The 13,058-nt window shown below is 45.8% G+C and carries 9 protein-coding genes; 2 read left to right on the forward strand and 7 right to left on the reverse strand.

The window, feature by feature from the left end:
* Positions 1 to 268: 268 nt before the first annotated feature.
* Positions 269 to 1,474, reverse strand: a complete 1,206-nt coding sequence (gene zigA / locus VR7878_RS05825; RefSeq protein WP_077334276.1) for a zinc metallochaperone GTPase ZigA — start codon at positions 1,472 to 1,474, stop codon at positions 269 to 271.
* Between the two features lie 572 nt (positions 1,475 to 2,046).
* Between zigA and VR7878_RS05830 the strand changes: the two genes are divergently transcribed.
* Entirely contained in the window at positions 2,047 to 2,244 is a 198-nt protein-coding gene (locus tag VR7878_RS05830) for a hypothetical protein (RefSeq protein WP_038179236.1), read from the forward strand.
* Between the two features lie 219 nt (positions 2,245 to 2,463).
* On the opposite strand, the gene VR7878_RS05835 is transcribed toward VR7878_RS05830, so the two are convergent.
* From VR7878_RS05835 to VR7878_RS05845, 3 genes are all read right to left on the reverse strand, one after another.
* On the reverse strand, positions 2,464 to 2,907 hold the full coding sequence (locus tag VR7878_RS05835) for a hypothetical protein (RefSeq protein WP_077334278.1): 444 nt from the start codon (positions 2,905 to 2,907) through the stop codon (positions 2,464 to 2,466).
* A gap of 179 nt (positions 2,908 to 3,086) precedes the next feature.
* The gene (locus VR7878_RS05840) at positions 3,087 to 3,365 is read right to left on the reverse strand and encodes a hypothetical protein (RefSeq protein WP_077334280.1); all 279 of its coding nucleotides are present in this window, start codon (positions 3,363 to 3,365) and stop codon (positions 3,087 to 3,089) included.
* Positions 3,366 to 3,387: 22 nt separating this feature from the next.
* On the reverse strand, positions 3,388 to 8,151 hold the full coding sequence (locus VR7878_RS05845; RefSeq protein WP_077334282.1) for an RHS repeat-associated core domain-containing protein: 4,764 nt from the start codon (positions 8,149 to 8,151) through the stop codon (positions 3,388 to 3,390).
* A gap of 595 nt (positions 8,152 to 8,746) precedes the next feature.
* Here VR7878_RS05845 and VR7878_RS05850 point away from each other — a divergent pair.
* A complete protein-coding gene (locus tag VR7878_RS05850) occupies positions 8,747 to 8,932 on the forward strand; it encodes a hypothetical protein (protein ID WP_077334284.1) in 186 nt (61 codons plus the stop codon).
* 82 nt (positions 8,933 to 9,014) lie between these two features.
* Here VR7878_RS05850 and VR7878_RS21045 read toward each other — a convergent pair whose 3' ends face one another.
* From VR7878_RS21045 to VR7878_RS05865, 3 genes are all read right to left on the reverse strand, one after another.
* A complete protein-coding gene (locus tag VR7878_RS21045) occupies positions 9,015 to 9,707 on the reverse strand; it encodes a hypothetical protein (RefSeq protein ID WP_159440434.1) in 693 nt (230 codons plus the stop codon).
* A 669-nt stretch (positions 9,708 to 10,376) separates the two neighbouring features.
* The gene (locus tag VR7878_RS20805; protein WP_139344024.1) at positions 10,377 to 11,183 is read right to left on the reverse strand and encodes a hypothetical protein; all 807 of its coding nucleotides are present in this window, start codon (positions 11,181 to 11,183) and stop codon (positions 10,377 to 10,379) included.
* A 564-nt stretch (positions 11,184 to 11,747) separates the two neighbouring features.
* A complete protein-coding gene (locus tag VR7878_RS05865) occupies positions 11,748 to 13,055 on the reverse strand; it encodes an MFS transporter (protein WP_139344026.1) in 1,308 nt (435 codons plus the stop codon).
* Positions 13,056 to 13,058 lie beyond the last annotated feature (3 nt).

A 13,058-nucleotide genomic window follows, 5' to 3' on the forward strand; every position in this document is an offset into this window, starting at 1 on the left:
AGATATGTTGCAGACAGACGAAATTAAGCAAGAGTGTTGTTCACAACGCACAGCTACACTGAACAGTGTACATAAAACAGCGGTTGCAAGAGCGCAACCGCTGATATTTTCTTCCTCGCCTGACATTTGTATGGACACACACTGTTGCCCACTTTTACCACCCGCAGCGATGAGGCGTCTGTCCCCGTTTATCTGCTGGGTTTCGTGCCAATCGATAATGGTACAGTATTCACAGACAGGTCATGAAGTGTAACCGCTAAGCAGGTATTCATGCATCAACCTCCCAGTCAACAAAAGGATCCGGTAATGTTTGCCAAAGATCTTTCCCGGCTAATAACTCTTCCTCACTTAATAAACACGCATCAAGCGCTTTGATCATGGCCACCTGATCCAGCCCCTGACCAATAAATACCAACTCCTGACGCATATCACCAAAAGGCTCGACCCAGTGTTCTTCAATCGCTGACAAGTAATCCGGATCCGTTGGCCATTGCGTTTTAGGTACCGCTTTCCAAAACATTCCGGCAAACCCATAGTGAGCAATACCCCCGGCCTGATTCCACTGTCCGGCAAATTCCGGGCGAGATGCCAACCAGAAATACCCTTTTGAACGAATTAACTTACCGAAATTTGTTGTATTGTGTACAAAGTGATAAAACTTCTCAGGATGGAAAGGACGACGCGCCTGATAACTGAAACTGCTGATGCCATATTCTTCCGTTTCCGGAATATGCTCCCCCCGTAACTCTTTTAGCCAGCCGGGCGCTTGTTGAGCTCGCTCAAAATTAAACAATCCCGTATCCAAAACATCGGAGATATCAACCTGTCCATTTTGGATCGGAATAATACGGGCATGAGTGTTCAATGTTTTCAAGATGGCAGTCAACCGCGCCACTTCTTCAGAAGAGGCGAGATCCGTCTTACTTAACAAAATCACATCAGCAAACTCGACCTGATCAATCAACAGATCAGAAACACTGCGTTCATCCTCTTCCCCGAGATGTTCACCGGTCTCTTGCAACGACTGAGCGGCTTCGTAATCCCGTAAAAAATTTACAGCATCAACAACCGTCACCATGGTATCCAACCGGGCAACATCAGACAGAGAAATCCCTTCATCATCAGCAAATGTAAATGTCTCAGCAACCGGCAGTGGCTCAGAAATACCGGTAGATTCAATCACCAGATAGTCAAAACGATTCTCTTTTGCTAGTTTGCTCACTTCAACCAGCAAATCTTCCCGCAAGGTGCAACAAATACAACCGTTACTCATTTCCACCAGTTTCTCTTCTTGATGATTCAACGACACTTCGTTTTTCACGGTGGCAGAGTCGATATTGATTTCACTCATATCATTGACGATAACAGCAACACGTCTCCCCTGACGGTTATTGAGAATATGGCTCAGCACTGTCGTTTTTCCTGCCCCCAAAAAACCCGATAGGACGGTGACCGCAATTTTTTTCTGATTCATGTATCGCACTCCAAAGCAGAACCGTTGTTCTGATTGATTTCTTGTTATGTCTGTCCTGCCAATCCTCAGCAGTTGAAGCTCATGATTAGGCATAGTGGATACGTTATAACATAACAAAATGAAATGGGATATATGCCACCGATCCCTTGTGTATGGACACACACTTTTGTTCTTGGTTCTCTTCTGTCTTTTACTTGTAGCGATGCAGGGGTGTCTGTCCTCGTTAACTGTTAGTTTAACGAGGACAGAATCTGTTAACCCACACCCAAAATCTCATACTTTTTTCATACTTTTATTTTCCGAAAAACAGATAACCTACCCTCTGCACTGGCAAAATCCGGTGCCGGGCGTAGGAACCCGCATTTCCCCACAAGGCATAATAAATGTCAGTTTATACTGGTATTTTTCTATGTTACGCTTTAGCTCGCCTAATTATGGTGGGCTGGGCAAGGCAGCTTCGGCTGGCTGCTAACCTTGTGGAGCGGTATTCCTACACCTTGTTCCAGTTCACCACCCGAAACGTAGGAATTTCGTGTGGTGTTCATATCTCAACAACCACAAGGAGTTCCACTATGTACGAAACCATCCCTTACAATCCCGAGTTTGCCCAGAAAGCCCGCGAATACTTGCGTCAGTTAGAAGAAATATTCGAAGCCGAACAGCGGCACAACAGTCAAGAGCTACGCAACGTACTGCTGTATCTGAATAATCTGATTACCACTCATTATGTGCGCTACCATCAAGAGATTGATGGGGAGGATTTGGTGTAGTTAATGGGTTTATTTGGATTTCGAGCCGCGGTTGCGGCTCGTTTTGGAATATAAGGTGTAACTCGTCAGCTACAGCTACATCACTCGATCAGAGCGAAGACTACCGTCAACATCTGAGGCTGTATTATGCTCATCCCCGACATCAGTTGATATGAAATAAAACAGCCGGGACTATTACCGGCTGTTGTTTTGAGGTTGTCTGAATTTGTGAACATTCTCTTACCAAATTTCATTAATACCAGTCTGAGGAAAATCAGACTTCACCGTCTTATAATAATGGTGATCTTGATAATCAATTGAGACTCGTTTTATATAGTTTTCTGCAACTTCTCGACATTCAGCACCGACAGAAAACAGGTCATGTATATTTTCGCCATCATCAATCATACACTGATAAAAAGCACAGATATTGGATTCAAAATGTTTGAAGCCTGATTCATTATCTTCGAGAGAAGATATAAATCTCTTAAATCCGTCAATATATTCATTCATCGATATGTCATTTTTTTTAATATATCGAAACATTATACGCATATTGGGATAGTACATATGTACTCCCCAATCAGGCTGTCTATAAAAAAAACCAGCCTCTCCCTTAAAAAATTTCACCGGTTCTGTCTGAAAATGATGAATAAATTCCGAATCACTATAACTTTTATTCATTACCTAAAACCTCCAAACCTGTGAATTGAGATACAACTTATGGATATCTCCTTCATGACGAATATCTTAAGCTCTTAAATATAACCTCACGAATTCCACCTTTCGATTTTCCCCTTTTAGCCCAACTGTTATTTTTTGAGGAAACCTGAATAACTGAACAGACTCAATTCAGGTATTAATTATAAATTTTTGATAATTTTTTCTGTTTTACCCATTTCATTCAAAAAACTCTTTTGATAGTTACTCGATACCTCCATGTAACCTCTAGCACAATTTAAAATAATCCTAGATTTTTTTTTCACATCATCTTGATTTAAACCAGATCGAATAGAATTTAATAAATCCTTATATTTTTCAATATAACTAAAGATAACTTTATCATTAGAAGATTGGTATTCAGATTCTAATGATTTTATCGTAACTATCAGTTGATTTTCTAAGTCATTAATATTTGACATAAAATATTTCCTTCCAATAAAGTTATGGTTTCACACTTCGCAGACTAACAATCCATTCCTTCGGCCAATTCTGAGGCATTAATAATTGATCTGATAAGCCATCCAAGACTGTACCTGTTGAACTGATTGTCTGGGGTGCAACTTTTCCAATATTGAGCTGAATTCCCTTAGGTATTCTAATTTCAGCTTCAAATGATCTAGTGTTTTTCCATTCAGGTAACAATGCTGCCTCGATCTTAGCTTGAATTTTATTTAATGCTGGACTGGTTGTAACAAATGCTCCCTGAGCATTTGCATTACCGCCAAACACGCGATAGACCGTTATATCTTCATTCGTCGAGACTGTCCGATAGTTTGAATCTAGAAAGCTTTCCTGTATCCAATCAGGAATATTTTCATCTTTTTGAATAACAGTAACTTTACTATCTATCGCAGTAGAGTATTTACCAAACTTATTCTTTTCAGCAAGTAAATCACCACTCCCCGCGCCCGCACAACTCCCCACACACTGACTCAACCCCAACGGATCCACCCACCCCGTCGGATTTTTCACATACTGGTAGTTGTTTAAACCACCGGCAAGCCCTATCGGGTCGGGAGTGATAAAGCGTCCGGTGCCCGGGCTATAGTAACGGTGACGGTTGTAATGTAAACCCGTTTCTGCATCATAATACTGCCCCTGAAAACGCAGCGGGCTGACAATTTCTGCCTTGCGCTGATAAGCCACATTGCCGTAACTGTGGTAATCCACCGACCATGCCACGGCACCGGTGGCATCGGTAATTTCCAGCGGCGTACCAATCTGGTCAAGGTGATAGAAATAAGGTGTGGCGTTGTCTGCCCCTTCACCGGTCACCAGTGCCAGCGGTTTAAAGCTGCCGTACTCGTACAGATAAGTCTGGTAGTGATGCTCACCCGACTCTGCCAGCAGTTTATCTCCCTGCCACAGAAATTCAGTTTGCCGGGTCTGCCCAGTTTTGTCGGTAACCGCTTTATGAATCCGTCTGCCGAACGCATCATATCGATATTCAGCGCTGCTGCCGTCAGGCTTTTCGACTCTGATAAGCCGGTGCTGACAGTCATATGCATAGGTTGTGACCAGAGACTGATGGGTGCCCCGCGCTTCCTGTATCAGGTTACCGAACTCATCATACTGATAATGACAGTCCCCCTGAAACAGCAGTTGGTTGCCGGACACATTGCTCAGTCGGTCTTGTATCAGGTTACCGGCCGGGTCATGGGCAAAGCTCTCGCTGATATTGCCGCGCACCTGTGTCAGGCGGTCTAACGGGTCGTAGTGATATTGCGTCACGCCGCGCAGGTTATCTTCCACCTGCGTCAGGTTACCCGAGCGGTTGTACTGATAGCGGCGGAATAACGTCTGTTGCTGCGCCTGACTCACCCGGTGCTCACTCAACCGGCCCAGCTCGTCATACTGAAAATGACTGGTCAACGCGCCCTGTGTCCGGCGGGTTTCCAGACCGCTCACCTGATATTGGTGTTGCGTCAGGCAATGCCCGTTCAGGCTGACCTGCTGCAACCGCCCGTGCTGAAATTGATAATCAATCTGCTGACCGTCCGGTAACAGATGGGCAGTTAAGTGACCCATCGCATCATAACGGTAACCGGCACTCGCCCAGCCCTGATGCTCAACCGTCAGCCGCCCCATCACGTCATAGGCATACGCCAGCGGCCACTGACCGTCATCCACTCCTGTCAGATTGCCCGACAAGTCATAGTGATAGCTGATAGTGGATTCATCCGGCAGGGTTTTCTCAATCAATTTGCCCTGCGCGTCATAGGCGTAACGCGTAGTCAGCTCCCCGCCTTCCCGGCCGATTTCGGTTTTCGCCGTCAGTTGGGTGTGACTGTCATATTCATAGACGAACTGACGCCCGTCAAAAGTCACTTCCCGCTGCACATGGCCGGTCGGCGTATAGTCTATCTGGTAGCGCTCACCGCGCTCGTTGATAATGGCGCTGACAAAGTGGAACGGGTTGTCATAACGGTACTGCACCGTACTGCCGCCCGGGTTGGTTTTCTGCGTCACCAGATGCAGCGGGAATTCATAGTCATAGGTAGTGACCCGCCCCTGCTCATCGGTGAATCGGGTCACCTTGTTGTAAGCGTTGTATTCATAACACCGGGTCTGTCCGCCGGGCAACACCTGTTTGGTCAGACGCCCGCTGCGGTCATAAGAAAGCTCCGTCACCCCCTGACTGTCATGGCGCAGCCGCAGCCTCCCCAGAATATCGTAGCGATAACGAATCACCTCCCCCTGTGGGGTGGTCTCATCGACCAGATAACCATTGCGGTTCCATGTCAGCTGATGCAGGCCGCCATCCGGGTAGGTAATGCGCTCAATCAGGCCGTGGTCATTGTAGTCATACCGGGTGGTGTGACCGAGCGGGTCGGTCTGCTCGATAATATGTCCCCACGCGTCATGACGGTAACGCCAGATGGCCTTGTCCTGCTGCACCTGACTCAGCAGGCCATTTTTATAGCTGAACTGGGTGGTTAAACCATTGGGCGCGATTTTTGCGACCAGCTCACCGGCATCGTTGTACACCGATTCGGTAACATTGCCGAGCGCATCGGTCTCCTGAATCAGCCGGCCTTTGTCATCGTAGGCCTTGAGGTATTCACCGCCACTGCCGTCAACTTCTTTAATCAGCCGGGCATTGCCGTCATGCTGGTACACCTGTTGTGAGCCGTCACTATTGGTCAGCGTCACCGTGCCGGCATCTTCATCCCATTCATAGCGGGTATCCACCTGGGTCAGGTTACTGAACTGACGGGTCGCCCGGGCCTGCTTTCCTTCGCCCTGCCATTCCCAGCGGAATATTGCCCCGCCGGCCAGCTCGCGCGACTGAATCACATGCTGCGCATCGTAGGTGTAGCGCTCAGTCTCGCCACTGGCATTGGTGGCCGTGATAAGCTGCGACTGCGCGTTATAACCATAACTGACCTGCGTCTGGACAAACTGCCATTCATCCTGCTCGGCCAGATAGGCATACAAATCCACCCGGGCAATCAGGTCATGCTCGTAAACCAGCTCAAATCTGAGATTGGTCTCGGTTGAAATCCGCACCGGACGGTGCTGACGGTCATAACTGAGACTCAGTGTATGGTCATATGGGTCTTTTATTGAGGTCAGCCTGCCACTGTCACCGCGCATCTGAAAGGTATAAAACCGCTCACCACCAGCAATGATGATGTGTTGCTTATCCCGGCCTAAAAAGGCGGCTGCTCCGGCCATGCGGTTGGTAATCGCCGGCAGTTGTGCTGTCGGTTTGGGGAAGCGGGTCAGTTTGCCTTCGCCGTCACGCCAGACCAGCGCATCGCCGTCCACCGTCAGCTGGTGTGACAATGAATGCGACCAGCCATAACCGAGCCCGACATTGGTTTCCACCGCCCCGGTCCGGTACAATCGTTGCCACTCAAACGGCAACAGGCCAATCAGGTGGCCGTCCGTCAGTGACAGCAGCTCTTCACCGGTTGCCATCGATATCGGGTCTTTGTCACACACCGTGGCTTCACTGTCTTGTGTCGAGCGCCCTGATTCATTCGTCGCTGCACGGCTGTCATCCGGCAATGTATCGCTATCATGATGCAAGGTGGTGGTACGACGATTATCGGCCACAAATTCAAGTCTGCCATTACGGTAAACGCCCTGCCCGCCTTTGTTGATGGCCAGACGTTTGAAGGTATCGCTGGCCTTGTTAATCAAATTTTTGGCAAAGGTAAAAATCTCTTTGACAACTTCTACCAGCGAATTAATCGCTTCAAAAATCTGTTTGCCAGCTGTTTTCATCGACCGCAGCACAGCATAGGCCATGCCGGTTGCCGGGGTGGCAATAAAAGAGATAATCAACCCACCGAGCAGCCCCAGTAACACATCCACAATCACCTGACCGCTACAATTGGCGAGCTTATTCAGTATCGTGGTCATCGGTACCATCGAGATATAAGTCATGATGCCACGCACAAACAGATACATCGCGGCTTCATCCGAAGCGAACAGCAAGGCCTTTTCCATCATCCCCGGCGCACTGCTGGCAGTCTCTTTTATCGTATTGATAATATCAGCGACGCCTTCACCCAGATCTTTCAGTGTTTTGACCGGGTCTTTGAGCATCTCATAAAGCTCTTCAATGCCGCTCCAGAGCGCTTTCAAACCACTCCAAATCCCATCCGCAAAATTCGAAATCACGGTCAAGACTGACTGCGCGGCCGAGCTGTTAAAATAACTGTCCCACTGCGGCTGATACCCTTGCCATTTTTGATTCAGCCAACCCGACAGATCACTGCTCAACGTATCATAATGGGAAAACAGCGAGTCCATCTCTGCCGGTGTCGGCTTATGGTCGATAAAGACCTCGTAATATTTGCCCGGTGTCAGACCGGTGACAGTGGCTTTACCCTGCTCATCAAGCATCACTTCCCGTGTATCGCTGCCGTCTTCTGCTTTGACAATCGCCTGAATATTCCCGATCGGCACATGATAAATCGACTGGAACACACTTTCGATTTCCAGCTTGCCACTGAGCGGACATTGCACGGTGGTTTTGTAGTTATCATCATCTTTACCGACCGTGGTACTCTCGCCACTGACTTTGAGCTGTTTATCCATCGCAAAAAGAGCAGGGCGATCCATCGCTGCTGTGGCTTTATCTGCGAGTTCGAAATACCACTTCTTAGTCATTTGCCGATATTCGGTCAGCAAATCAGGAAAGCTGTTCAACTGCTGATTGATATAATGATAAAATGCCTGTTGTTCACTCATGAGAGCATCCCTAACCGTTGCGCATCCGATAAAAATAAACGGATACGCCCACCCCTCATATTGGGTTTTCAACCAGACGCTATTTTATTGGATCAGAAAGGAAACTGTTGGCTGATAGGCAATTGACGGGAGGAAAATCTCATAAAAATAATAGGATTTCATATTTTCTCATTCATACAGGAATGAGTAATTCCCTATCACATCAGAATCATCAGTTCGGAAATAGCCTGAAGACCGAGAAATAATTCAAGTCGTAGCTTGAAAGAAAACAAACTGTTAACTGACACCCAAAATCTCATACTTTTTTCATACTTTTATTTTCCGAAAAACAGATAACCTACCCTCTGCACTGGCAAAATCCGGTGCCGGGCGTAGGAACCCGCTCACAAGACTCCAAGTATTATAGGTTGCTAACTTTTAGTTGGTTTTTTACTATATGCGGCCTCAGCACATCTGAATTATGGTGAGCTGGGCAAGGCAGCCTTAGCTGACCGTGTCTTGGAGAGCGGTATTCCTACACCTTGTTCCAGTTCACCACCCGAGTGTAGGAACTCTTGTGGTGAGTTTATTTTCATCATTCTCCAAGGAATCAACTATGTACGAAACCATCCCTTATAATCCCGAGTTCGCCCAAAAAGCCCGTGAATATTTGCGTCAGTTAGAAGAAATGTTTGAAGCCGAACAGCGGCACAACAGTCAAGAGCTACGCAACGTACTGCTGTATCTGAATAATCTGATTACCACTCATTACGTGCGCTATCATGAAGAGCCTGATGAGTAAAATTTGGTGTGACTATTAATTTAATTGGTTTATTTAGTTTTCGAGCCGCAATTGCGGCTCGTTATATTGAACATCATTGATATCACGACACCCGTACATAATCCTGCAGTACCGAGCGGACTTCTTCACTTTCCCATTGATAGCCGGCAGCATATAACGCTCTGACCCGTTGGTTGGCTTCTTGGAGTTCATCACTCATCGGTTGCCATTCAGATTCGGGGAGTGGCTGACACCAGTTGACCACTTCTTCTCGGTTCATCATCTGACTCGGCAGAACATCTAAATCACGCTCCAGATACCAGTGTGCCCAGTAGCGTAATGTCACAATATTCCACAGCCGCCATAAAGGATAAAACAGTGGATTTTTTCGGCGCATCTCCTGCATCTTTTGCCGATAAGCCGCCCGGGTGTAATCTGCCGTTTCAGTTTGCAGTTTGGCAGCGGCTGTCTGATCAATCCCTTGTGCACCGTGCTCCATATAATCACGGATCAATTCAAACAATGACAGACCTTCTTCTTTTGAATACACCGACAGACTGATCAAATATTTTTTATCCGTCTCGCCCGGTAAAGGGCACATAAAATTCAGCGTATACATCGTCCGTAAACCAATATAACTAACGGCACTTAAGTGGTGTAATTCAACCGCCACTTGCTCCCACGGCACACCAATAAATTGTTGTTGCTCGGTTTGACGAGGCTGCTTTCTTAGCTGACGAAAATAGGTAAACCACGGTTTAAGGGGAAAATATAAAAGAACAATTCCAGAAAACATTAAAATTAGACCTATAAACAAAAATATTTGCTCTCGGTCAAATAACATTGCCCACCCCATAATAATAGATAAAACACCTGATACAATTAAGAAAAAATTTCGATCTGACACCTTTTTATTAGAGCTTTGACTTGGAGTTGTACCAAAAATTGAAGGTCGATTTATTCCATCCAAATTAACAGAAGATATTAATACCTCCTGTTTTTGAGGGTGGAAAGTTATTGGCATACTTTCACGGGATCTATCAGAAAATTCTTTAAACTGGAAATAAATTCCCCCACCGATAAATAAGGTAAAAAGTACAGGCATTGGTAATATAGGTAATAAAAAATACTTCAATCCAAAGATCCAAAAACCAGCAATAAAACTGATCGCTAATAACACTAGTAGTAGTAACATCTGTATCACCCCAGGAGCTGAGTTGATACTACGTAATCCCAATAAGCCATGTTGATTGACCGAAATGGATTTGGTTACAGCAATCGGCTGACGATTATTTGTTACTGGTAAAGGTGCCAATGCCAGCCTTTCTATATCATTGTCTTTGACCACTTGCCCGCAGGACATCATCGCAATCGTTTCGGGTTGGGCTAACTCACTCATCATTTCACATCAGATAACCAGATTTCGAGCCGCGGTTGCGGCTCGTTATATTGAACATCATTGATATCACGACACCCGCACATAATCCTGCAGTACCGAGCGGACTTCTTCACTTTCCCATTGATAACCGGCAGCATATAACGCTCTGACCCGTTGGTTGGCTTCTTGGAGTTCATCACTCATCGGTTGCCATTCAGATTCGGGGAGTGGCTGACACCAGTTGACCACTTCTTCTCGGTTCATCATCTGACTCGGCAGAACATCTAAATCACGCTCCAGATACCAGTGTGCCCAGTAGCGTAACGTCACAATATTCCACAGCCGCCATAAAGGATAAAACAGCGGATTTTTTCGACGCATCTCCTGCATCTTCTGTCGATAAGCCGCCCGGGTGTAATCTGCCGTTTCAGTTTGCAGTTTGGCAGCGGCTGTCTGTTCAATCCCTTGAGCACCGTACTCCATATAATTACGGATCAATTCAAACAATGACAGACCTTCTTCTTTTGAATACACCGGCAGACTGATCAAATATTTTTTATCCGTCTCCCCCGGTAAAGGACACATAAAATTCAGCGTATACATCGTCCGTAAACCAATATAACTGACGGCACTTAAGTGGTGTAGTTCAACCGCCACTTGCTCCCACGGCACACCAATAAATTGTTGTTGCTCGGTTTGACGAGGCTGCTTTTTTAGCTGCCGAAAATAGGTAAACCACGGTTTGAGCGGGATATATAGGCAGAAGAGACCAATCAGTATTAAAGATATGGTTAAAGGTAACCCTTCACCATATTCTGAGTCCAGAATATGACCGACACATCTCGCCCAACCAAGCGAAAAAATAATAGCTCCGGAGAATGCAGCTAAAATCACCCTATCTGATGCTCCTTTCTTAAAACCATCACTGTTCATTGAACTAAATAGTGAAGGGCGCTCCAATTTGTTTCCTGCTCGATAAATGAGCACTTCCTGCCTTTGCGGATGAAAAACCGTAGGAACATTCCTACGAACACTATCTCTTCCATCCTTTTGGTCAAAGTATAATGTCCCACCTAAAAAAACACTAAAGAACAAGGGTATTGGTAGAAAAAACAAAAGCATCTTGCTCATCATAAACCAAACAAAAATAATACTCCCTAATAAAAATATGCCTCCAAAGAGCATGAGTTTAGCCGCACCAATATTTGCATTAACACGACGAATTTCTAACAACTTTTTTTTATTAATCGCAACAAATTTCGTTACGGAAATCGGCTGGCGATTATTTGTCACTGGTAAAGGAGCCAATGCCAGCCTTTCTATATCATTGTCTTTGACCACTTGCCCACAGGACATCATCGCAATCGTCTCGGCTTGGGCTAACTCACTCATCATTTTACATCAGATAACCAGACTTCGAGCCGCAATTGCGGCTCGTTATATTGAACATCATTGATATCACAACACTCGCACATAATCCTGCAGTACCGAGCGGACTTCTTCACTTTCCCATTGATAACCGGCAGCATATAACGCTCTGACCCGTTGATTGGCTTCTTGGAGTTCATCACTCATCGGTTGCCATTCAGATTCGGGGAGCGGCTGACACCAGTTGACCACTTCTTCTCGGTTCATCATCTGACTCGGCAGAACATCTAAATCACGCTCCAGATACCAGTGTGCCCAGTAGCGTAACGTCACAATATTCCACAGCCGCCATAAAGGATAAAACAGCGGATTTTTTCGACGCATCTCCTGCATCTTCTGCCGATAAGCCGCCCGGGTGTAATCTGCCGTTTCAGTTTGCAGTTTGGCAGCGGCTGTCTGGTCAATCCCTTGTGCACCGTGCTCCATATAATCACGGATCAATTCAAATAATGACAGGCCCTCTTCTTTTGAATACACCGGCAGACTGATCAAATATTTTTTATTCGTCTCCCCCGGTAAAGGACACATAAAATTCAGCGTATACATCGTCCGTAAACCAATATAACTAACGGCACTTAAGTGGTGTAGTTCAACCGCCACTTGCTCCCACGGCACACCAATAAATTGTTGTTGCTCGGTTTGACGAGGCTGCTTTCTGAGCTGACGAAAATAGGTAAACCACGGTTTGAGCGGGATATATATTAGTAATGCACCTCCTAACAGAAAAATAATACCGGTTATCAACCAAGCGGTAGAAAGCCCCCTTTCAGCAAAAAATAATCCCCACCCTGCAGAAAATAAAGCAAATCCAGCAAATCCAGATAAGAGGGTGAGATCTGACATACCTTCGCTATAACCTTTGCTTGTCATATTACCAAAAAAAGAAGGTCGAATAAGGCCAGCTGATTTGACTCTTGAGATTAACAATTCCCGCTTCTGAGGATGAAAAATTACTGGTATATTTTTACGAGCGCTATCAGCAGAATCTTTAAACTGTAAATAAATCCCTCCCCCCACAAATAAGGTAAACAAGACCGGAACTGGTAAAATAGGTAATAAAAAATACATCAATCCAAAGATCCAAAAACTAGCGATAAAACCGAGAGCCAATAATAAGATGAGCAGCAACATCTGTATCAAGCCTGGTGCAGCATTAACACTACGTAATTCCAATAATCCATGTTGATTGACCGAAATGGATTTGGTTACAGCAATCGGCTGACGATTATTTGTTACTGGTAAAGGTGCCAATGCCAGCCTTTCTATATCATTGTCTTTGACCACTTGCCCACAGGACATCATCGCAATCGTCTCGGCTTGGGCTGTCAATTCACTCATCAT

The sequence above is a fragment of the Vibrio ruber DSM 16370 genome (genome assembly GCF_900163965.1).
GTDB lineage: Bacteria > Pseudomonadota > Gammaproteobacteria > Enterobacterales > Vibrionaceae > Vibrio > Vibrio ruber.